22 protein-coding genes and 1 pseudogene are annotated in these 20,608 nt (G+C 50.6%); 13 read left to right on the forward strand and 10 right to left on the reverse strand.

What is annotated here, in order from left to right; all coding sequences use genetic code 11:
• Positions 1-181 precede the first annotated feature (181 nt).
• Positions 182-565: an MAPEG family protein gene (locus ABYK60_RS15845; protein WP_372872991.1), complete on the reverse strand. Its 384-nt coding sequence runs from the start codon at positions 563-565 to the stop codon at positions 182-184.
• Positions 566-664: 99 nt separating this feature from the next.
• On the opposite strand from ABYK60_RS15845, the gene ABYK60_RS15850 reads away from it, so the two are divergent.
• Positions 665-1,333: an esterase/lipase family protein gene (locus tag ABYK60_RS15850; RefSeq protein WP_372872992.1), complete on the forward strand. Its 669-nt coding sequence runs from the start codon at positions 665-667 to the stop codon at positions 1,331-1,333.
• 120 nt (positions 1,334-1,453) lie between these two features.
• Here the strand turns inward: ABYK60_RS15850 and ABYK60_RS15855 are convergent, their stop codons facing one another.
• Together ABYK60_RS15855 and ABYK60_RS15860 are read right to left on the reverse strand one after the other, a co-directional pair.
• Positions 1,454-1,948 (reverse strand): energy transducer TonB, encoded by a 495-nt coding sequence (locus ABYK60_RS15855; protein ID WP_372872993.1) that lies wholly within the window; start codon positions 1,946-1,948, stop codon positions 1,454-1,456.
• Positions 1,949-2,009: 61 nt separating this feature from the next.
• On the reverse strand, positions 2,010-2,849 hold the full coding sequence (locus ABYK60_RS15860) for a cobalamin-binding protein (RefSeq protein ID WP_372872994.1): 840 nt from the start codon (positions 2,847-2,849) through the stop codon (positions 2,010-2,012).
• A gap of 154 nt (positions 2,850-3,003) precedes the next feature.
• Between ABYK60_RS15860 and pyrC the strand changes: the two genes are divergently transcribed.
• Positions 3,004-4,029, forward strand: coding sequence for a dihydroorotase (pyrC, locus tag ABYK60_RS15865; RefSeq protein ID WP_372872995.1), 1,026 nt, complete (start codon positions 3,004-3,006; stop codon positions 4,027-4,029).
• A 204-nt stretch (positions 4,030-4,233) separates the two neighbouring features.
• Positions 4,234-4,632: a hypothetical protein gene (locus ABYK60_RS15870; protein ID WP_372872996.1), complete on the forward strand. Its 399-nt coding sequence runs from the start codon at positions 4,234-4,236 to the stop codon at positions 4,630-4,632.
• A gap of 76 nt (positions 4,633-4,708) precedes the next feature.
• Here the strand turns inward: ABYK60_RS15870 and ABYK60_RS15875 are convergent, their stop codons facing one another.
• Positions 4,709-4,918, reverse strand: a complete 210-nt coding sequence (locus ABYK60_RS15875) for a hypothetical protein (protein ID WP_372872997.1) — start codon at positions 4,916-4,918, stop codon at positions 4,709-4,711.
• A 7-nt stretch (positions 4,919-4,925) separates the two neighbouring features.
• On the reverse strand, positions 4,926-5,771 hold the full coding sequence (locus tag ABYK60_RS15880; protein ID WP_372872998.1) for an SPFH domain-containing protein: 846 nt from the start codon (positions 5,769-5,771) through the stop codon (positions 4,926-4,928).
• A 360-nt stretch (positions 5,772-6,131) separates the two neighbouring features.
• Between ABYK60_RS15880 and ABYK60_RS15885 the strand changes: the two genes are divergently transcribed.
• The gene (locus ABYK60_RS15885; protein ID WP_372872999.1) at positions 6,132-7,073 is read left to right on the forward strand and encodes a HEAT repeat domain-containing protein; all 942 of its coding nucleotides are present in this window, start codon (positions 6,132-6,134) and stop codon (positions 7,071-7,073) included.
• A 64-nt stretch (positions 7,074-7,137) separates the two neighbouring features.
• Here ABYK60_RS15885 and lysS read toward each other — a convergent pair whose 3' ends face one another.
• Positions 7,138-8,643 carry a lysine--tRNA ligase gene (gene lysS / locus ABYK60_RS15890; protein WP_240591045.1) on the reverse strand — a complete coding sequence of 502 codons (1,506 nt, stop codon included), beginning with the start codon at positions 8,641-8,643 and terminating at the stop codon, positions 7,138-7,140.
• Positions 8,644-8,661: 18 nt separating this feature from the next.
• Positions 8,662-9,760 (reverse strand): peptide chain release factor 2 gene (prfB, locus tag ABYK60_RS15895; RefSeq protein WP_372873000.1). Its coding sequence is split into 2 segments (ribosomal slippage): positions 8,662-9,684 and positions 9,686-9,760, totalling 1,098 coding nucleotides; the frame shifts between segments, so codons are not numbered across the junction.
• 290 nt (positions 9,761-10,050) lie between these two features.
• Here prfB and ABYK60_RS15900 point away from each other — a divergent pair.
• The gene (locus ABYK60_RS15900; protein ID WP_372873001.1) at positions 10,051-11,034 is read left to right on the forward strand and encodes an ion channel; all 984 of its coding nucleotides are present in this window, start codon (positions 10,051-10,053) and stop codon (positions 11,032-11,034) included.
• Positions 11,035-11,089: 55 nt separating this feature from the next.
• Here ABYK60_RS15900 and ABYK60_RS15905 read toward each other — a convergent pair whose 3' ends face one another.
• The 3 genes from ABYK60_RS15905 to hemG all read right to left on the reverse strand — a co-directional run bounded on the left by ABYK60_RS15905 (position 11,090) and on the right by hemG (position 14,062).
• Positions 11,090-12,754 (reverse strand): methyl-accepting chemotaxis protein, encoded by a 1,665-nt coding sequence (locus ABYK60_RS15905; RefSeq protein ID WP_372873011.1) that lies wholly within the window; start codon positions 12,752-12,754, stop codon positions 11,090-11,092.
• A 256-nt stretch (positions 12,755-13,010) separates the two neighbouring features.
• Positions 13,011-13,535, reverse strand: a complete 525-nt coding sequence (locus ABYK60_RS15910; protein WP_372873002.1) for a cytochrome b/b6 domain-containing protein — start codon at positions 13,533-13,535, stop codon at positions 13,011-13,013.
• Positions 13,526-14,062, reverse strand: a complete 537-nt coding sequence (gene hemG, locus ABYK60_RS15915; protein WP_372873003.1) for a menaquinone-dependent protoporphyrinogen IX dehydrogenase — start codon at positions 14,060-14,062, stop codon at positions 13,526-13,528. The genes ABYK60_RS15910 and hemG overlap by 10 nt, the downstream gene beginning before the upstream one ends.
• 242 nt (positions 14,063-14,304) lie before the next feature.
• On the opposite strand from hemG, the gene ABYK60_RS15920 reads away from it, so the two are divergent.
• The 8 genes and pseudogenes from ABYK60_RS15920 to ABYK60_RS15955 all read left to right on the forward strand — a co-directional run.
• A complete protein-coding gene (locus ABYK60_RS15920; RefSeq protein WP_372873004.1) occupies positions 14,305-15,504 on the forward strand; it encodes an MFS transporter in 1,200 nt (399 codons plus the stop codon).
• A gap of 57 nt (positions 15,505-15,561) precedes the next feature.
• The gene (locus tag ABYK60_RS15925; RefSeq protein WP_372873005.1) at positions 15,562-16,401 is read left to right on the forward strand and encodes a TIGR03899 family protein; all 840 of its coding nucleotides are present in this window, start codon (positions 15,562-15,564) and stop codon (positions 16,399-16,401) included.
• A 156-nt stretch (positions 16,402-16,557) separates the two neighbouring features.
• Entirely contained in the window at positions 16,558-16,737 is a 180-nt protein-coding gene (locus tag ABYK60_RS15930; protein WP_372873006.1) for a DUF2986 domain-containing protein, read from the forward strand.
• A 78-nt stretch (positions 16,738-16,815) separates the two neighbouring features.
• Positions 16,816-17,712, forward strand: a complete 897-nt coding sequence (locus ABYK60_RS15935) for a hypothetical protein (protein WP_372873007.1) — start codon at positions 16,816-16,818, stop codon at positions 17,710-17,712.
• Between the two features lie 200 nt (positions 17,713-17,912).
• A pseudogene (locus ABYK60_RS15940) lies at positions 17,913-18,032 on the forward strand (catalase); the annotation flags it as partial.
• 204 nt (positions 18,033-18,236) lie between these two features.
• Positions 18,237-19,397 carry an acyltransferase family protein gene (locus tag ABYK60_RS15945; RefSeq protein WP_372873008.1) on the forward strand — a complete coding sequence of 387 codons (1,161 nt, stop codon included), beginning with the start codon at positions 18,237-18,239 and terminating at the stop codon, positions 19,395-19,397.
• A 201-nt stretch (positions 19,398-19,598) separates the two neighbouring features.
• Positions 19,599-20,018 carry a GFA family protein gene (locus ABYK60_RS15950; RefSeq protein WP_372873009.1) on the forward strand — a complete coding sequence of 140 codons (420 nt, stop codon included), beginning with the start codon at positions 19,599-19,601 and terminating at the stop codon, positions 20,016-20,018.
• A 122-nt stretch (positions 20,019-20,140) separates the two neighbouring features.
• Positions 20,141-20,608: TonB-dependent receptor plug domain-containing protein (locus ABYK60_RS15955; RefSeq protein WP_372873010.1), on the forward strand; the 468-nt coding region annotated here is incomplete at its 3' end.

The raw sequence follows: 20,608 nt of genomic DNA on the forward strand, positions 1-20,608 counted from the left end.
CTCGTATCTACTCATGTTATTTGCCTCTTTTGACTTCGCTAAAAATCAAAGATGCATTTAGCATGGGTAGATATACGGGCAAAGCCCATTTGGATGATAACCACCTACTGAAGTAGGTGGTTTAGGGCTGAAAATAAAAAAAGCCGCTGTTAAACAGCGGCTTTGGATGAAGACCCTTGGATTAGAACGCTTGGGCCAATACGGTAAAACTGGCAATAATGGCGACAAACCACAAACTGGAGCGCAGCTTATCGAAATCGTACAGGTAGGCAAGGTGATAGCCGACCCGGGCGATAATGTGCACCACGGCTGCCATCCCAGCAATGTCATTACCATTGTCTGTCGCCAGCGCCGCCAGCACCGCCAGGCCAAAAATCAGCAACGACTCAAAAGCATTCTGATGAGCTGCCAACGCCCGGGCACCAAAGCCTTCTAACTTTGCCTGTTGGCTGCGGGGATGGTGGTTATCGTAACCACCCATTTTGGCCATGGCCATCGCCACCGGCCCCTTGGCCAGATAAGGCAGCAACATGGCAATTAATAAACATACGAGCAAGGTCGTCATCTGAGCTCCCGCTTAAAAGGATGAAAAAGGTTTCATTTGTCACAACTGATTTAGCCAGCTAAAAACAAAGGCTTCAAGAAAATTCTCAGGAGTCGGACCATGCATGCCATCTTTGTCCATGGATTAGGGCGCACCCCCGCATCCGGTTTGCCGATGCTCGCCATCCTAAGACGGGCAGGCATTCGCTGTCAGACGCTCGGCTACCTCGCCGCAGTGGAGCCTGTGGATACCATTGTACAGCGCCTGGATAAAAAAATAGCCCGCCTGCCTGCCGGTGCGCCTTACATACTCATAGGTCATTCACTGGGCGGGGTTATCATTCGCAGTTTACTCAGCACTTCAGGAACCACAGGTAAATTGCCTGTACTGGTGTTCTTGCTCGGTTCGCCGTTGCAACCGGCAAGGCTGGCCATGACGCTTAAAACCAATCCGCTGTTTCGTCTCTTCAGTGGCGATGCCGGGCAACTGCTTGGTAATGCGCAGCGTATGGCCGGTATTGGTAATCCCACTGCGCAGGGTATTCGGTGCATCTTTATCAAAGGAACCAGGGGAATGCCAACCGGCACCAAGGGCGCCAAGTTGCCGCCTTTTTATGGGGAAGAGAACGACGGTGTGGTTGCGGTATCAGAAGTGACAGCCCCCTGGCAGCATAATAATCCCCTGTGTGAAATCATTTCGCTGCCATTACCCCACACTCTGCTGCCATCAAGCTTTACCGTGGGAAGGCTCATCATCGAGCGCCTTAGAAGCAAGGACCTTTTAACTTAGTATTCATTTTCAGGATTGTGCATTCCCGTTCCAGGCGTGAGAAACAAGCATCAAAAACAAAAATGCCACCTCAGCTATCGTGTTTGCTCCGGTGGCACTCTGGTGGTTCAGGACTTAATGCTAAGAAATAGCTATCTTTTCGCAGGCGGCTTTGGCTTCGGCTATATTCTTCGCCTCTTTGCCTTCCCGCTCGAATTTAAATTCAAAATAAACGCTCTGAACGGCCGGCATCTTTTCAGTATTGTGCCCCGCAGGTGCCCACTCCCATTTAGCGATAGCATTCACCATGCTGTCAACGAACAGGTCTTCCGGATAGGAGTTTTTTATCTGATAACCATCAGCCTTGCCTTCGGCATTGATGGATACCACCATCTGAACACAGCCATTTTTGCTTAAACGCACGGCTTCCCTTGGATAGCTTGGATTCACCCTTTTCTTGGCCTCCCAATAAGCCCCCCGCTCATCCTTCTCTACGGTAAGATTTTTGTATCCTTGCTTATAGGGATTGGTGTCCAGACTTTGACAACCAGCCAGCACCACGAGCCCAACACCAATCAAATAACTTTTACGCATATTTATACTTCCCTGTTTTTTAAGAAAAAATAAATCTAACAAAACAAACCTAATTCATCAACAAATGTTTAGTCTGTTATTGTGTCCGCCCTCAGACCGCATATCATTGCACCGGGAGGGGTGGTACGCGTGCTTTATCGAGTGCATTGCAGAGCACGTTAACCGCCTCTGTCGTCCGGGGGCCGGCACGGTGCAGTAAGTCTGCATCCAGGTCATAAATATGCCCCCTTGCAACCGCGGGCACTTCTGGCCACTGCTGCCAGTCAATGCCATGAATGTTACCCTCATCCTGACTGCGCAGGATCACATCCGGTTTTTGCAGCAGCACTGCCTCAAAGCTGACCTGAGGATAATCGCCACTGGCATCCACAAACAGGTTTTCACCATTGCAGACTTCGATGATTTGCTCAATCCAACTGCCTTTACCCACGGTCATCAGCGGCTGCGACCACAGCTGATAAAACAGCCGTACCTTGGGTTTACTGCGGTTGGCAAGCCTGAGGGTCGCCAAATCGGCTCTGTAGGTTGCCGCAACCTGTCTGGCGGTATCCTGAGTGCCAGTCAGCTCTCCCAGCACCAATAATTCCTGTGCCACAGCATCCAGGGTCTTGGGATCGCTGGAAAAAACCTTAAAACCAAACTTTTTAAGCATCTCAAGATCTTCTGCGCGATTGCCGCCATCCCATGTCACTATCAAATCCGGCTTGAGCTCTAATACCCGCTCCATTTGAATACCGTAGTAACCGCCGATACGTGGGATAAGTTTGGCCTGTTCGGGGTAGTCGGCATGATCCGTGGTGGCTACTATGCGGGAACCGGCACCTATGGCGTACAGCATTTCAACCGCATGGGGTGACAGTGCAATAATGCGCTCGGCATCCGCTTGAGAATGCAGAGGAATAAAGGCGAACAGAAGTGCTAGTTTAGACAGGATTTTCAACATCTTTTCCTTGTTGCGACCGCTCCGTAGTAGACGGCCGACTATATCCCAAACCCAGCCTGGGGCAAAGCCCGGCCAACGCTAAGCTGTACCTTTCCTTGCCCTTTTAGCCCATGAAATTTAAAATCTGCCCACCCTCACAGCAGAAGATACCCCTATGACCCAAATTAGCCTCACCCGCCCCGATGACTGGCACATTCACCTGCGCGACGGCGACTCCCTTGCCGATACAGTGCGCGACGCCGGTCGCTACATGGGCCGAGCCATTGTGATGCCCAATCTGGTACCGCCGGTGACCACCACCGAAGCCGCCATTGCCTACTACGAGCGCATCAAGGCTCACAGCAACAGCGCGTTTGAACCCTTAATGGTGTTGTACCTCACCGATAAAACCAGCCCGGACGAAATCCGTGCCGCCAAAGCCTCGGGCAAGGTGGTTGCTGCCAAGCTGTATCCCGCCGGTGCCACTACCAACTCAGATTCGGGTGTAACCGATGTAAAAAATATCTATGGCGTACTCAAAGCCATGGAAGAAGAAGGCCTGCTGCTGTTGGTTCATGGTGAAGTCACCGACTCATCCATCGATATTTTCGACAGGGAGCGTATCTTTATCGAAAACATCCTCGCCAAAGTAGTAGCCGATTTCCCCGGTCTCAAGATTGTGCTTGAGCACATTACCACCAAGGACGCGGTGGATTTTGTGATGGCAGCCAGTGACAAGGTGGCAGCTACCATTACCGCCCATCACCTGCTGTATAACCGCAACCACATGCTGGCCGGTGGCATTCGCCCCCACTTCTACTGCCTGCCCATTCTTAAGCGCAATACCCACCAGCAGGCACTGCTGGCGGCCGCCACCAGCGGCAGCAAGAAGTTTTTCCTGGGCACCGACTCCGCGCCCCACGCCAAAGACAAAAAAGAAGCCTCCTGTGGCTGCGCCGGTTCTTACACTGCACACGCTGCGCTTGAACTGTATGCCGAAGCCTTTGAAGCTGAAGGCGCGCTGGATAAACTGGAAGCCTTTGCCAGTTTTAACGGCCCGGACTTCTATGGTTTGCCCCGCAATGCCGACAAGGTGACCCTGGTAAAGAGCCCCTGGCAGGTACCTGAGTCTTACCCGCTCGGTGGCAGCACTGTGGTGCCAATCCGCGCCGGTGAAACCATTGGCTGGAAAGTTGAATAACAGCGTAAATCACTGCAAAGCCGCCCAGAGGCGGCTTTATTTTTGGCCAAAATACCTATAAACCCTGAAATAGCTCACAACCACACAACAAATATCGCACAGGGTCAGCTGGGGTTCAGCTCTGTCTGCTACTCTGCCGTCGATCAACCACGGCAGCCCTTACCTTTTTGTCCCTGAGTGCTGTCTACATGAGCGAGGTACATCATGAGACTGATCCTGACTGCGATACTTTCCTTAAGTCTGCTGGGCGCCTGCACCAGTAAGCCGGTACATAACTTTGACGATCAACTGGTACCTTTAGCCGAAAGCGGCAGCAGAATGTCATTGGCATCGGTTGAGCACAGTATTCTCGATGCCAGCCGCAAACGAGGCTGGATTGCCCGTGTCGTAGAGCCCGGTTTAATTGAAGCGCAAATTTCAATACGCAATCATGGTGCCAATGTACAAATTCCATTCAGCGCGGACAGCTATTCAATCCACTATAAAGACAGCGAAAACCTCGACTTTGATGACGGCAGCATTCACCGCAACTACAACAAATGGGTGAATAACCTCTCCAAGAGCATACGCCAGGAACTGTTGCAAAAGAGCCGTCAACTCTAAGCACTAATCTGGCCTTCTGCAAAATATGGAAATAAAAAGGAAGCAAGCGGCTTCCTTTTTTTATGCAATTATAAGCTCAACTGTCGTCCCCGGGATCTTGCCCTTCCCCCTCAACAACCTCGGTTACCACCTTTTGTACCAGCTTCACCCGGCCACTTTTCACCAGAGCATCCCGCAGCACATACTCAATCTGGGCATTGAGGCTTCGCAGCTCATCATCTGACCAGCGCTGCATGGCCGCAAGGACATCACTGCTTATCCTTAAAGGGTATGCCTTCTTACTCATAGGCGCCTCAGTACAGGCTGCCGGTATTGACCACGGGCTGAGTGCTCTTATCACCACACAGCACCACCAGCAGGTTACTGACCATCACGGCTTTGCGCTCTTCATCCAGCTCAACCACGTTTTGCGCCTTTAAACGCTCCAGCGCCATTTCCACCATGCCCACTGCTCCTTCCACTATTTTGGCACGGGCAGCGATAATGGCGGTGGCCTGCTGACGTTGCAGCATGGCGCTGGCAATTTCCTGAGCGTACGCCAGATGGCTGATACGCGCCTCATGCACAGTCACACCGGCGCGGCCAAGGCGATCCTGAATCTCCTGCTTGAGCTTGTCGGCAATTTCCTGGGGATGGCTGCGCAGTGCCACTTCGGTTTCCTCCTGAGGGTCGTAAGCATAGCTGCTGGCCATGTTACGCAGCGCCGCCTCACTTTGAATGGACACATAGCTTTCGTAATCATCCACTTCAAACACAGCTTCAGCGCTGTCAGTTACCGACCAAACCACGATAGTGGCAATTTCAATGGGATTACCCAGATTGTCGTTCACCTTGATTTTAGCGCTCTCAAAGTTGCGGATCCGCAATGAAATAGTGCGTTTGGCAAACAGCGGAATTGTCCACTGAAGCCCTGTGGCGCGTACCGAGCCAACATAACTGCCGAACAGAGTCAGTACTTTGGCCTGATTGGGCTGCACCATAAAAAAGCCGGGCCAGCAAAGACCGGTAAGCACATTACCCAATATGCCTGCAGGCTCATGTCCACTCACAATCACAAACAAAAAACACAGGTGCAATGCCACCAGCATCACAAACGCTGCATAACCATTGATTGAAAATCCACGCTTTTCCTGAACCATAGTCAACTCCTTATTGATATCACTTTGATATCAAAATATCAGGAATGTGCAAAAGATCAACACTCACGACATAAAATGTCGAAAAATAATCTACCGCTTCAGTCGAAAAAGATTTTAATTTAATAAATACAATTAGATAAATTCATACTCGAGTGATTAATAAAGCTGAAGAAGATCATCTTGCAAACGATAACAGCAACAAAACAATGAAAGACTGCAAAGCGTCATCCAAAGCATCCATCAACTCATGAATAGATTTTCCCACTCACTATTGCATCAGCTGCAGTCAATGATATGGTTTGACAGCCCTCCACAGGCCACAACAACAATGACAGGCGACAACACAAAGGAATGATCAAGATGACCCTAGCTATCAAGCAACTGCTGGCAGTTGCATTAACCTCCGCTCTGATGGGCGGTTGTGCACCTTCCTCTTATCAGGTAACGGCACCCGCTCCGTCTAATATTGGCTATGAAAAACAAACATCCGGCAACTTCTCTCCCGTGCAGCTGGACGATAAGCGAGCCGACACACAGACCTTCAGTTACGGCGTGCTCAAGGCAGACCTGAAGCTCGATAAGTCAATGCTGGCTCCGGTGAATTTTTTGCAGGAAAACACCGATAAAGAACTGGCTGCGAGGGGAATTAACCTAAATGCTGTCGCCGCTCCCATTAAGGTGGATGTGCATCAACTGGCAATGCGTAACCATCGTACCAATGCCTATACTCCCTTTATCACCTTCACCATGCTGAGCGCGGATGTTCACACATCCCAGGGCACCAAACGCATCGGCGTGTTTGTAAAGCGTGGCAAGGTTCCTGTGTGGAGTTTCGACGAAATCATTGAGCCGACACTGAACGAGCCCCTGTCTTTGCTGGTGAAAGAGTTTGCCGCCAAACTGAACAACCTGGTTTATCAGCAGCAAATTTCAGATGCCGATGTCAGTGCCTTAATCGCCAGGGTGAAACAGTCCAATGACTATCTAGATGTGTATCAATTGGGTTTTGGTAATAACAAGGCAGCGGTTCCTTATCTGAAGGAGCTACTCACTTCAAAGGATGAATATCTGCGGCTGGCGGCCATTTCGTCACTGGGAAATCTGGATGCCGAAGCCGAACTGGACACGCTGAAAGACGTCTTCAACACAGCTGACAGCTGGTCTGACAAAGCCATGGCCATCAAAGCCATTGCCGACCTGAACCTGGAAGATGGCAACCGCTTTATCCGTGACGTACAGTCAAGCTTCAAAGACAGCAAAGAGAAAGATTGGGGTAATATGCTGATAAGTCTGTACCTTTAACTCCCCCCCTTTGTATCAGACAAAAAAACCGGCCTTTTGGCCGGTTTTTTTATGACTGAAACTGTTACTGCGCTTGTGGGCGCATGGCTGGGAACAGGATCACGTCACGGATGGTGTGAGTGTTGGTAAACAGCATAACCAGACGGTCGATACCAATACCCTGACCGGCAGTGGGTGGCAGGCCGTGTTCCAGTGCGGTGATGAAGTCAGCATCGTAGAACATGGCTTCGTCGTCACCGGCGTCCTTGGCATCTACCTGCGCCTTGAAGCGGCTGTCCTGATCTTCAGCATCGTTAAGCTCGCTGAAACCGTTGGCAACTTCACGGCCACCGATGAAGAACTCGAAGCGGTCGGTGATGAAGTCGTTACCATCGCTGCGACGGGCCAGCGGCGAAATATCTGCTGGGTAGCCGGTGATGAAGGTAGGCTGCATCAGCTTAGGCTCGGCGGTTTCACCAAAGATTTCTTCGAGCAGCTGTCCGCAGCTCCAGAAGGTTTCGGTTTCGATGCCCACGTCCTTGGCAAGCTTACGCATGAAGTCGATGTTCTTCACTTCTTCGTAGGTCATGGCCTGGATGGTGGCGTTGTCCGGGTTGTAGTGCTTGATGGCTTCGAGCATGCTCATACGGGTGTATGGGCCACCGAAATCAATCACGTGCTCGCCGTAAGGCAGCTTGGTGTCGCCCAGCAGATCCTGAGCAATGGAAGACAGCATCTCTTCGGTCAGATCGATAAGATCCTTGTAGTCGGCGTAGGCCATATAGAATTCCATCATGGTGAATTCTGGGTTATGGCGTGGCGACAGACCTTCGTTACGGAAGTTACGGTTGATTTCGAACACGCGCTCGAAACCGCCCACAACCAGACGCTTCAGGTACAGTTCCGGAGCAATACGCAGGTACATGTCGATGTCCAGCGCATTGTGATGAGTGATAAACGGACGGGCAGAAGCGCCACCTGGGATCACGTGCATCATTGGGGTTTCAACTTCCATGAACTCTTTCTTGATCATGAAGTTACGGATGGCAGAAACCACTTTCGAACGCATCTTGAAGGCTTCGCGTGAGTCTTCGTTAACGATAAGATCTACGTAGCGCTGACGGTAGCGGGTTTCCTGGTCGGTCAGACCGTGGAATTTCTCAGGCAGAGGACGCAGCGCCTTGGTCAAAAGCTCATAGCGCTCCATGTTCACATAGAGATCGCCCTTGCCGGACAGGTGCAGAGTACCTTCCACGCCGATGATGTCACCAATGTCCAGACCCACGTAACGATCTTTCAGATCGGCCTGAACTGACTTCTCGGCATAGGCCTGGATGCGACCGGATACGTCCTGGATCACCAGGAAAGGACCACGCTTGGCCATGATGCGGCCGGCGATAGCAGTCTGGAAACCCAGGGCTTCCAGTTCTTCTTTGGACTTGTCTCCAAACTCGGCCTGAAGCTCAGCAGCCTTGTGTTTACGGCGGAAGGTGTTCGGGTGACCATTGGCTGGGCACTGTTTGCGAACGTGTTCCAACTTGGCACGACGCTCGGCAATCAGCTTGTTCTCATCTTGAATGTGTTCAGTCATCGTCTCTTCTCGCAGTAATTACAGCCCGGATTTAAGGCTGGCTTCAATAAACTTGTCCAGGTCGCCGTCCAGCACCGATTGGGTGTTGCGGGTCTCGACACCGGTACGCAGATCCTTGATGCGGGAGTCGTCCAGTACGTAAGAACGGATCTGGCTGCCCCAACCGATGTCAGACTTGGCGTCTTCGGCGGCTTGCTTTTCGGCATTCTGCTTCTGCAGCTCCAGCTCATAGAGCTTGGCTTTCAGCTGCTTCATCGCGGTGTCTTTGTTCTTGTGCTGAGAACGGTCGTTTTGGCATTGCACCACAGTATTGGTGGGCAAGTGCGTGATACGTACCGCAGATTCAGTTCGGTTTACGTGCTGACCACCGGCACCCGAGGCGCGGTATACGTCAATACGTAAATCAGCCGGATTAATATCGATTTCGATATCATCATCGATTTCCGGATACACAAACACCGAACAGAATGAGGTATGGCGGCGACCACTGGAGTCAAAAGGCGACTTACGCACCAGTCGGTGAACCCCGGTTTCAGTGCGCAACCAGCCAAATGCATACTCACCGGTGAACTTGATAGTAGCACTCTTGATACCGGCAACATCGCCGTCTGACACTTCAATCAGCTCAGGTTTAAAATCATGGGCTTCGCCCCAACGCAGATACATGCGCAGAACCATTTCGGCCCAATCCTGCGCCTCGGTACCACCGGAACCAGACTGAATATCCAGATAGCAATCGGAGCTGTCGTGCGCACCGGAGAACATACGACGAAACTCCAGATCCTCAAGGCGCTTCTCAAGCCCATCGAGTTCAGACTTGGCGTCTTCGAAGGTTTCTTCGTCTTCTTCCTCAACCGCCAGTTCCAGCAGGCCTTCGACATCTTCCAGACCCGCTTCCAGCGTATCTATGGTATTTACAACATTTTCCAGGCTGGAACGTTCTTTACCCAGCGCCTGTGCGCGCTCTGGCTCGTTCCAGACTTCAGAGCTTTCCAGCTCACGGGTGACTTCTTCCAGACGCTCGTGTTTGGCGTCGTAGTCAAAGATACCCCCTAAGGAGCGAAGTGCGTTCAGCAAGCTCCTTAATCTTGAATTTAACCGGATTGATTTCAAACATGGTGATTCAACTTAAATCTATTGGATTAACAGAAAAATTAACGGCGTATTCTATCAAAGTGGCGCTTTGGTTGCCAGTTGCCACCGCCGCTTTCGGCCAGTGTTTTTGGTGATATTTTATTCTGGCTGAAACCGGTAAACGATAAGGATACGTTGGACGCCCGGCCCTGAGCAAAGGGACACAAATGACGCATATTGCAGGCACCCAAAACGAAAAAACACATTGGATCAGGCATTAATATTTTTGCGCTATCGCCGTGCCGGCTGGTTAAGCCTGTCTATACTTGAGACATGGAAGAAAAACAGCCTATCTGTTGCTATCACGAAGATGAGGGATTTTCATGCAGCGAGCCCGCAGGCTCCAGTGGCCTGTGCTATTGGCACGACCCCCGCATCACCAAAGATGGCCCGGACGATAAAGCCAAACTGGAAGCATACGCCCGCAAGGGTGGCATGCTCAGGGGCGTACACCTGAAACGGGCCAATCTGGAAGGTATTGATCTGGTTCGTCACCACAGCAAAACCGGCTATGACATGAGCCATGCCGAACTCTACCGCGCCAATTTACAAGGCGCCCACATGTTTAATCTCAATCTGGAAAATGCCAGTCTGATGAAGGCCGATCTGCGGGATGCCAATGTGCACTGCGCCAACCTCATCAATACCAATCTGCTGGGCATTAAATGGAACCAGACCAAAATAGAAAACATCAATACCGGTAAGCTTATTCGTCAGGAGCGGATGGCGCTGGAGGCCGAAAAGGTTGGCGAAGCCGAAATAGCCCAGGATTATTTTGAGCAGGCCGAAGAAATTTATCGCGACCTGCGCAAAGCTGCTGAGCGTGAAGGCTTGTTCATGATGGCAGGGCATTTTATTCAAAAAGAACTGACCATGCGCCGCCATCAGCTCCCCCGATTTTCCCGGGCGCGAATGATTTCAAAGATGATTGACCTGTTCTGTGGCTATGGCGAGTCACCGATGCGGGTCATCGGCTTTTCCATGGTGCTGATTCTGATTTGTGCCATGTGCTATTTCTTCACAGGCCTCAGCTACAATGACAATGTCCACGTGTTTCGACCTGAAAACACATTAATTAATAATTTTTACCTTTTTTTCAATTGCATATATTACTCGGTTGTTACCTTTACCACCCTGGGCTATGGTGACTTTACTCCCATTGGTTTTTCACGGTTAATCGCCGCCATAGAGGCTTTTACCGGCAGTTTTACCATAGCCCTGTTCGTGGTGGTGTTTGTGAAGAAAATGACCCGATAGTGGGTACCATATAAAAAGGCACCATTAAGGTGCCTTTTTTACAAATTTCCATTCACTATACCTTAAACTGCCCCACCAGCTTTGCAAGCTGTCCGCCCTCGGAGGAAACCGTCTTGCTCACTGCGCTGGCATCCTGGCTCGACTCAAGCAGCGCGTTTACAATTTCCTGAATCGCATACACATTGCGGTTTATCTCTTCGGTCACTGAACTTTGCTCGGTGGCTGCGGTGGCGATTTGGGTGCTCATATCATTAATGGCCGTTACGGCGCTGGTCACTGAACCCAGGCTGTCTGAGATAGCCCGCGAAGCGTCCACTGAGCGCTGACAGCTTTGCTGACTTTCATCCATGGTTTTTACCGCCGAAGACACCAACCTGTGCAAATCGGTCAGCATCTCATTGATCTCCAGCGTGCTGGCCTGAGTACGACTGGCAAGGTTACGCACTTCATCGGCCACCACCGCAAAGCCCCGACCCTGTTCGCCGGCCCGGGCAGCTTCGATGGCGGCATTCAATGCCAGCAGATTGGTTTGCTCGGCAATACCACCAATCACCGACAACACAGAATTGATTTTCTGCGATTGTTCACTGAGCGATTTAATGTTGGCAGCAGCATCATTTACCTGAGCCATCAGGGTAGAAATTTCCGTTAATGACGTATCAACACAAGCCTGAGCGCGGGCAACATCTTCGGTGGCCGCATGGGTTGCCTCTGCCACCTGAGTTGTGTTTTGTGCCACCTCTGCCGCTGTGGAGGACATTTCAGTGATGGCTGTGACCACCTGATCGGTTTCGTTATTGTGGCTGCGCAGCTGCAACGCCATGTCAGATGTTTGTTTGTCTATGTCTACCGCGGCCTGTTTTACTCTGCCGGTAGTGTCGGCAACATCGCGGATAATGTGTTGCAACTTGTCCACAAACAGATTGAAGGCATTGCCAAGTTCTGCAATTTCATCGGAGCCTTTAATCCTCAGCCTGGATGTCAGGTCACCTTCCCCTTTGGCAATATCATTGAGACTATCAACCATGGTGCGAATAGGTACCACCATCCGATTGGACGCCACCACTATGGCGCCAAGGGTTATCAATGTGAGTATGGCTGACATGAAAAAGATCCCCATGGCCTTTTTCCCCATCGCCTCTTCGGCACTGGTGGCGTAGGCATTGACTGCCTCGGTCACATCATCCAGATACACTCCGGTTCCCACCAACCAGTTTTTGCCGGGAATAGGTGCCGCATAACTGATTTTTTCTACCAACCCCTCTACCCCGGGTTTGGCATGAAAATAACTGAAATACTCGCCGCCACGACGGGCCGCATCTATCAGCCCAACCACTATTTTATGACCCTGAGGGTCGGTCATGCCTATTTGATCTGTCCCTTCCTGCTCAGGTTTGGTGGCATGAAAAATACTGATGCCATTGTAGTCATAAATGAAAAAATACCCCGCGGTGCCAAAACGCTGTACCCTCAAGGACTCATTTACATTACCGGCCTCACCGAGCTTTAACTGATAATCTATGGTTGCCAGCGCAATCTGAGTCGCTTCTTTAAGCTGCTGTTTGCGTTCGTTGACCAGTTTTTCCCGAAACAGGGATACAGATTCCTGCAAGGCGGCACTCTCAAGGTGCCATGAGTATGCCATCACTACCGTTAAAATAATGATAAGCGGCATTAAAGCCAGCAGTAACAGTTTGTTTTTCATGCTGTAATTTGACATGGACATTGACATAAGTGGCTCCCGCATCACATGGGTACTGTCGGTGAACTTGCCTATGTCAAAAGTATAGCCGCGCAGTTAAAGACCGAAGCAAAAGCTGCCACTGGCATGACCTTTCTGATGTAAATACTGATTCACAAACAAAACAGCATACTTATGGATTTCGGGGCGGTGGTGTTAGACCATGAGAATTAAACAGGGAATGGAGCACTTGGCACAAACGCAGGCACGGACAGCCCAGGGCTGGTAATCATAATCAGCTTTTCAAAAAGTCCAGCAGGTGTGAAACAGCCGCCAGCAAATGCATAATAAGCGCAATAAAAAAAGCCAGCCCCAAATCCTTGTGCCAGCCTCGCCAGCTCAGGGCTTCAGTGCCACCTTCGGTAAGGAACCAGCCGAAGCCGGTCAATGCGGTTGCCGTCAATAACAACACACACCCCCCTTCCAACAGGCTGAAAAGCCCACTGCCGCCCCCTTTAGGCAACTTGCCTGTAACAAGTCCTTTGAGATCGCTGATAAGCCCGGATGGTGCAAACAGGGGGAAAAACTGCCGGGCTCGGCCGCCGCTGAGGCAATAGTAGAGCAGCAGTATCGACAAGGGCACCAACAGCAGCCCAAGGTAAACATGAGTTACATCCCACACACTGGCGTTTTCACGCAGCCGCCTGCCCATCAACAAAAATGGCGAGCTGCCAAGCACCAGCACAGTGGGCAGCAACACCAATGCATGCAGGCGCGGGGCAAGCCATTGCCACAGTTTACCGGGGGCCGTTAGGGGCATAGTTTCTCCATGGTGGCTATCTCGCGGGCAAAATTATCAACCTTACGCCAGTCGGTATATTCCACCTTGGTATCAGGGTCAGTCGGCCCCTTGGTCAGCCACATGATAAAACGAATAATATTTCTATCCATCGCGGTATAGCCGCGATAATCCAGATTGCCGCCAAACACTTCCAAAAGCTCAGGCCGCCAGGCCGACTTGCCCAGAAAGTCCTGCATATAGGGATTGGTGGCTGCGGTGTTTTTCGCGGGTTTACGGGCCACCAGGCTCACAGAGAAAAAGGCGCCGGCTTTGGATTTTAGCGCCTCGATGTTTTTCTCGATATAACCGTACACAGCACTGTTGTGCTTGCCATGGCGAATGCTGGCACCCAAGACCACCTTATCGTATGTAGACAATGGCGGCGCTTCACTGAGGGGCAACAGGGTCACATCTTCACCCTGCTTGCGGATCACCTCGGCCATGCGCTCACAGATCTTGCGGGTCTGACCATGAACGGTGGAAAAAAGGATCAGCGTTTTGCTCACGTTGCACCTGTTAAATTGCTTTGGACTCAGGGGCATGATAGGTCAAACACAGCAAATTTTTATTGAATTGGATCACGCACTCCGGGGCTGGTTACCATTGATGGCGATAAATTCCGCCAGCCTCACAATTCTCGCCATATATTGCCAGGAACACTTGAATCGCAGCCCTGCGGGCAAACTTGTATACGAATTGGTTCCCGCTGGTTTAACATGCATAACCACTTATTTTCACTGGTATCACCATGCTCCCCACCGCCGAAGGCCCCAAGGCGAAACTGCTGCTGTTGTGGATGACCTTTATTATGTCCATGGTGTTTGCCGTGTGGCAGGCGCTGCTTAACAACTTTGTGATTGAACGTGCCGGCTTTACCGGCGCCGAAATCGGCCTGCTGCAAAGCCTGCGGGAAATCCCGGGCTTTCTCGCCTTTACCGCCATATTTGTACTTATCCTCATTCGCGAGCAGTCGTTTGCATTGGTATCACTGTTTGTAATGAGCCTTGGGGTGGCCATTACCGGGCTCCTGCCAACGGTCATCGGGCTTTACTTCACCACTGTGCTCATGTCTGTGGGATTTCACTACTACGAAACCCTCAATCAATCTCTGACCCTGCAATGGGTAGAGAAAGAAGAAGCCGCCGGCTTTATGGGCAAGGCGCTGTCGTGGAAGGCAGCAGCGGCGCTTGGTGGCTATGGCAGCATCTGGTTGCTGATGACAGTACTCAAGCTCGATTATGTATGGATGTACGCCTTCGTGGGCGGCATGGGCTGCCTGATGACCCTGGCGCTGTGGCTGTACTTCCCGCGCTTTGATACCGGCGACAGCCAACATAAGCGGGTTATTCTGCGGCGACGCTACTGGCTGTATTACCTGCTGACCTTCTTCTCCGGTGCCAGACGGCAAATCTTTGTGGTGTTCGCCGGTTTTATGATGGTGGAGAAGTTCCACTACAGCGTCAGTGAAATCACCGCACTGTTTTTGATTAACTATGTGATTAACCTGCTGTTCGCCCCCGCTATTGGACGCCTGATTGGCCGCATTGGCGAGCGCAATGCCCTGTGTATTGAATACCTGGGCCTGATTGCGGTGTTTGTCAGCTACGCGCTGGTGGAAACCGCTCACTTCGCAGCAGCACTGTACGTGATTGATCACCTGCTGTTTGCCATGGCCATTGCCATGAAAACCTATTTTCAGAAGATTGCCGACCGGGCCGACATTGCCGCCAGTATGTCAGTCAGCTTTACCATCAACCACATCGCGGCGGTGGTAATCCCCGTACTGCTTGGTTACCTGTGGCTCGAGTCCAACGCGGCAGTGTTCTACATAGGTGCGGCTATGGCGGTGTGTTCGTTGTTGCTGTCGCTCAATGTGCCAAGGCATCCGGCGCCGGGAAAGGAAGTGCTGCTGTTTGGCGACAAACCCTCACAGGCACAGCCAAACTAGGCAACATACAAATTAAGGCAACATACAAATTAAGGCATGTAAATCAGAGGCATAATCATGACAGACTCAGACAAGGCCCCAATCACAGCTGGCAGCAAAACCGAAAGCGATGTGTCTGCCAGACGCAAAGCGCTGCTGCTGGGTCGCATACTGGGTCTTGCCAGTGAAGATGACTATCGCCCCTCCAATGTGTCGGTGGCCGAGCGTGCCGCACACCGTGCCCGTAAACAGGCGACGGTGTGCCAGGCCAACGTGGAAGCCATTTACACCCTGGCGCTGAAATACACCCCTTCTGATGTGGTAGGTACAGATCCGGATCCGGACTGGCTGTATCAGTTTTTCCAGTTGGCGGAGCAAATCCACAACCGGCGGATGCAGGAGCTGTGGGGTAAGATTTTGGCCCGCGAAATCACTGAGCCCGGCAACATCAGCCTGCGCACCCTGGAAACTTTAAGAGGCCTCACCTGGCGCGAGGCACAGACCCTCGAAAAAGCGCTGGCGGTGGCGGTTCAGATTGGCCACGACGGCAGGCTCAAGGTACTTTCGGGGTACAGACTGGTGGGTGGTCTGGGGCAGTACTTCCGCAAGTCCCCCGCAACGCCCATCCCACTTTCACAATTTGGATTACCTTATTCCGCACTGGTGATGCTGATGGACGCCGGTATTTTACACGCCAGCGAATTTGAAACCGGTGAGCTTGAACCCAAACGCAGTTTTACGCTGCAGCTTTCCAAAACAGAACTCAGCGTAACCCCCAAACATGCCCACCTTATTCTCAACTACTACCGCTTCTCACCGGTAGGCGACGAGCTGGCGCAGCTGGTTCGCCCACAGGGCGACAATAACTTTGCCGGCGCACTCAGAGGATTGTTGGCCAAAGACTTTTCAATAACTTAGCCGGCGCTGCGGCCTCAGTCCTCGCCAAAGGCGCGCGGGTTAGCGGATTGAGGTTTTCCCCCTGCGGCTATGCTGCTATAGTGCGCCGTCTTTTTACACAGCCCAGCTGAGCAGCCTTAGAGCCGCCACCCATTTGCCATCACACATTAGTCGCCCATGAACAGAAAGAAGAAAATCAATCAGACCCTGATTGCCAAAGACAAAAAGAAGAAAGCCAAGCTCAACGGCAGCAATAAGCCAAAGTATGTTTCCAAAGCGGAGCGGGAGAAACTGGCACAGTTGCTGGAAGAAGATGGCATCCAAGTAGATTCTGGAACCGTGCAATCTGTAAGCTGAGCGTTGTGGCTGCCGCAATTCTTTCACAACCACCTGAGTTCTGACTATTCCTGCAAAAAGGCTAAAATTCTTTGGTATGTGGCCACTTTTGCGGGTGTATTCCTGACAAACTTCAGGCTGTGTTTAAGCCAATCCAGCTCCCACCAAATACGTATCATTGCAGCAGCCTTGCTGTCGTTGGGATTTTTGCTGCCGGTAACAGCTGCGCCACTTATCATTCCTATTCTGTCTGATTACCCTATCGGCAATGGCCAAACCCGGGAATCATTGAATGCCAACGTTCTCAACGCATTACAAAAGAACAGCCAGGGACAAATTGAATTTCAGCCTCTTATCATGCCGCAAAGCCGGGCATGGAAATACATAGAGCAAAATGACGCCTGTATTTTTAACCAGATAAAAACGCCTCAACGGGAACAAAAAGCCACTTATACCAACTTTCCGCTCACGCTGTATCCACCAATTCGCCTGATAGTAAGGGACAATGACAACCGCTGGCCCGGCCAATTTGACCCCGTCAACTTTAACCTGCCGTCGATATTGCAGGTTGGCGTGGTGTCCGGCCACAGCTTTGGTACTTTACTCGACGCAGCAATCACAGCTCATCCGGAGAGTTTTTTCAGTCGCAGTGGCACCGAATCCTCGTTTCGGCTCATCGATATGTTAATGGCAGGCAGAATAGATGGCGTACTTAACTATACGTTGGCCGTCAATATTTATATTAAGCAGAAGAAAAATGATTTCAAATTCAAATCATTGCCAATAAAAGGTCTGGAAAGCGGCACCGAGGGATTTATAGTGTGCAGTCCGGGCGAAGCCGGAAAAGCCATGGCAGCGCGTATCAATGCAATTTATGCCAGCCCGGCAATGCAGGCAGACTATCTGCAGATTCATCATGACATGTATGGCAATACAGAAGATGAGTGGCTGGTAGCCGAGTTAAAGCGCCTGAGACTGGCAGCCCCCACACAATAACAAGAACGTTGACCCTAAGCTGAAATCTAGCGTAAAAAGCCAGCACCAAAACAGGGCGGCTGAACGCCTGCGCATCAGGGAAAAATAGCCGGGGAAAGATAGGGCAGACATCACAGATAAAACCACGGTAAACCGGCCAGACTCCCGCACCCTTTACTGGCTGGAAACCTGGTGATTGATGGGCATCCCCCGAAGTTACCCAGCGCAGCCACGGCATTTTTAATCCCTTACTGCTGCCAAAAGGCATAACCCCTTCTGCCGACCCTATACTAAATGCCCGCACCCCGGCCTACATCGAGTCCTTCATCCGCCGCCGCTAGAATGCGAACAACTTAACGTCAGCAACAAAAGTGTTGTGGGTGTCCTGACTCTTTGCTCTCAGTTAATTCACTCCGCCCCCTTTATCTTTTGTTAGACTAAGCGTAATTTTTGCTCTAAGAAAACTGCGAATAAATAACTCCCTTAGAAGTTTACAATTCACTCTTTAATAAAAATGTATTTTGCAGGAATATCAACGGAATTTTATGGAACGTCATCACAATACCCGTCTTTATGGTTTGGACACACTTCGCGCTGTCGCCATTATTATCGTGCTTATCTATCACTATAAAGTTGTTGTAAGTCGCGAGAACATTTTCGGCTTTATGAGCCAGTTGGGTTGGACAGGCGTCGATCTCTTTTTTGTATTAAGTGGTTATTTGATTGGCAACCAAGTGTTTTCAGCCATTGCCAAGGGGCAGAACTTTTCGCTTAAACTGTTTTATATTCGCCGTTTTCTGAGGACGCTGCCGAATTATTACTTTGTGCTTGCACTCTATTTTCTTTTCCCTGTTGCGCTTAGCGGTACTGCAACTGCGCCGCTCTGGTCTTTTCTGAGTTTCACTCAAAATCTCGATATGCGCGGCGGGGAAACCTTCACCCATTCCTGGTCTTTGTGCATTGAAGAGCAGTTTTACTTACTTTTTCCGCTGTTGGCGCTGGTTATCGCGTATTTTAAACGTTCGGCAATGCTTGGATGGTTGGCGGTTGTTGGCGGTATGGCGCTGGCGATATTCTTGCGTGGCGTAAATTGGTATGAACATGGCGAAGCTGCTATGCCGGCGCAGGCGTTTATGGAGCATATTTACTACTCGAGCTTTACCCGTTTTGATGAGTTATTGCCCGGGATAGCAATAGCGTTAGTTAAAAACTTCCACCCGAACGCTTTTAACGCGATTTTACGTCGTGGTAATTTGCTACTGCTGACGGGTTTGGTCAGTGTGGCGCTCATGTTTTACGTGTTTCAAAATTATGCTTATGTCGATGGCTATGGTCGCCCTTTCTATGTCGTGACATTTGGGTATTCATTTTTGGCAATGAGTTTTGGCATCTTGGTGCTTGCAGCACTTAGCCCTAACTCAGTGCTTTACCGGGTAAGAATTCCTGGTGCTGCCAGCGTAGCGCTCTGGTCTTATGCGATTTATCTTATCCATAAGCCCATTTTTCAAGTATTGAAAGCACCGTTGACTGAGTATGATATCGATCTTAATGGTCTTGGTGTTGTGATTATTATGTCGGTCAGTCTCTTGTGTGGCTGGTTGCTTTATGCCTGCGTAGAAACGCCATTTATGACATTGCGAGACAGGTTTTACCCCTCAAATTCAAACCCTGCTGTCACTTCGCAAACGCTACAGCCTGTTAGTTAACATGGCTGATGGCTTAAGATTTGGCACAGCATTGAGCCTGTAGTTTATGCCTGTGAGTACAAGCCATCACAGGTCGGATGCTGCCCTTAAAAAGTAGGCAATGGGTGAGATGAGTTCACATCGGTGGGTGGTATGGTTTTGGCGAATATTCGCTCTATCATTTGTTTGCCTGTATGACAGGCGTTTTTATAAGGATGTGAGATGTATCAGGGAAGCTGTTTATGTGGGGCGGTGACACTGGAAGTGCAGGGCGGTATTGATGCCATTATCCATTGCCACTGTTCTAAGTGTCGAAAGAGTAGTGGCACTGCTTACGCAACCAATGGTTTTGTCGCTCGAAGCGCACTGCGGATTAAGAGCGGCGACGCGCAAATCGCATTTTACGAAACTGCGCCCGGCAAAAAGCGCCATTTTTGTAAAATCTGCGCTTCACCCATTTTCAGCAGCAACGATGCATCGCCGCAGGTGCTGCGTTTAAGGCTGGGGATATTGGACAGTGACATAGTAGAGAGGCCAATCTCGCATAACTTTATCTCATCCAGAGCCAATTGGGACGAGCTTGATGCGCCGCTGCCCCGCTATGATGGACATGAGCCGGGCCGCAAGGTTATCGAAAGATAAGACAGAAATAACAAAGACACCCATAATTATTTTGGCAGATTAACCAACTATACTTGCAACAGACGCTGAAACGGGCTTTCGGCTCAGCCTTTTACCCAAAAGACCAATGAGGTGAAGTGTGTATGTTAAGGCATCGACAAGTTTTAGCTGCGCTGTTAATCCCGCTCGGCTGGCAGGGAATGCCTGTCTATGCCGATGAAAACCCCAATATCGATTTGTTTTCCCTGAGCATGGAAGAACTGCTCGCTGTCACTGTGTCGGTATCTAACAAGAAAGAGACTAAAATCACTGTCAGCCCGAGTTCTGTGAGCTTATTTTCCCAGCAGGACATTTCAGCCCTTGGGGTGACTAATTTAATTGAACTATTGCACTATGTGCCCGGTTTTTATCTCGCTTTCAGCCCTGTCGAAAGCAATCAGTCTTACCTGGTCACTCGCGGTCACGCCCAGAAATATGCCAATACTGTGCTGTTTTTACTGAATGGCAGACGCATCAATGAAGATTACACAGGCGGCATTAACTACCTGATCCGTAATTTCAATTTGAAAAATGTAAAGCGGGTCGAAATCATTCGGGGAACCGGCTCGGCA

Source organism: Shewanella sp., from assembly GCF_041630135.1.
Classification (GTDB): Bacteria; Pseudomonadota; Gammaproteobacteria; order Enterobacterales; family Shewanellaceae; genus Shewanella.

Coding starts and splice junctions, on each gene's coding strand:
- ABYK60_RS15920 (WP_372873004.1), top strand. CDS start 14,305: ATGCTCCCCACCGCCGAAGGCCCCAAGGCGAAACTGCTGCTGTTGTGG.
- ABYK60_RS15910 (WP_372873002.1), bottom strand. CDS start 13,535: ATGCCCCTAACGGCCCCCGGTAAACTGTGGCAATGGCTTGCCCCGCGC.
- lysS (WP_240591045.1), bottom strand. CDS start 8,643: ATGACTGAACACATTCAAGATGAGAACAAGCTGATTGCCGAGCGTCGT.
- ABYK60_RS15945 (WP_372873008.1), top strand. CDS start 18,237: ATGGAACGTCATCACAATACCCGTCTTTATGGTTTGGACACACTTCGC.
- ABYK60_RS15950 (WP_372873009.1), top strand. CDS start 19,599: ATGTATCAGGGAAGCTGTTTATGTGGGGCGGTGACACTGGAAGTGCAG.
- ABYK60_RS15885 (WP_372872999.1), top strand. CDS start 6,132: ATGACCCTAGCTATCAAGCAACTGCTGGCAGTTGCATTAACCTCCGCT.
- ABYK60_RS15880 (WP_372872998.1), bottom strand. CDS start 5,771: ATGGTTCAGGAAAAGCGTGGATTTTCAATCAATGGTTATGCAGCGTTT.
- ABYK60_RS15870 (WP_372872996.1), top strand. CDS start 4,234: ATGAGACTGATCCTGACTGCGATACTTTCCTTAAGTCTGCTGGGCGCC.
- ABYK60_RS15860 (WP_372872994.1), bottom strand. CDS start 2,849: ATGTTGAAAATCCTGTCTAAACTAGCACTTCTGTTCGCCTTTATTCCT.
- pyrC (WP_372872995.1), top strand. CDS start 3,004: ATGACCCAAATTAGCCTCACCCGCCCCGATGACTGGCACATTCACCTG.
- ABYK60_RS15875 (WP_372872997.1), bottom strand. CDS start 4,918: ATGAGTAAGAAGGCATACCCTTTAAGGATAAGCAGTGATGTCCTTGCG.
- ABYK60_RS15900 (WP_372873001.1), top strand. CDS start 10,051: ATGGAAGAAAAACAGCCTATCTGTTGCTATCACGAAGATGAGGGATTT.
- ABYK60_RS15905 (WP_372873011.1), bottom strand. CDS start 12,754: ATGTCAAATTACAGCATGAAAAACAAACTGTTACTGCTGGCTTTAATG.
- ABYK60_RS15930 (WP_372873006.1), top strand. CDS start 16,558: ATGAACAGAAAGAAGAAAATCAATCAGACCCTGATTGCCAAAGACAAA.
- ABYK60_RS15850 (WP_372872992.1), top strand. CDS start 665: ATGCATGCCATCTTTGTCCATGGATTAGGGCGCACCCCCGCATCCGGT.
- ABYK60_RS15925 (WP_372873005.1), top strand. CDS start 15,562: ATGACAGACTCAGACAAGGCCCCAATCACAGCTGGCAGCAAAACCGAA.
- ABYK60_RS15845 (WP_372872991.1), bottom strand. CDS start 565: ATGACGACCTTGCTCGTATGTTTATTAATTGCCATGTTGCTGCCTTAT.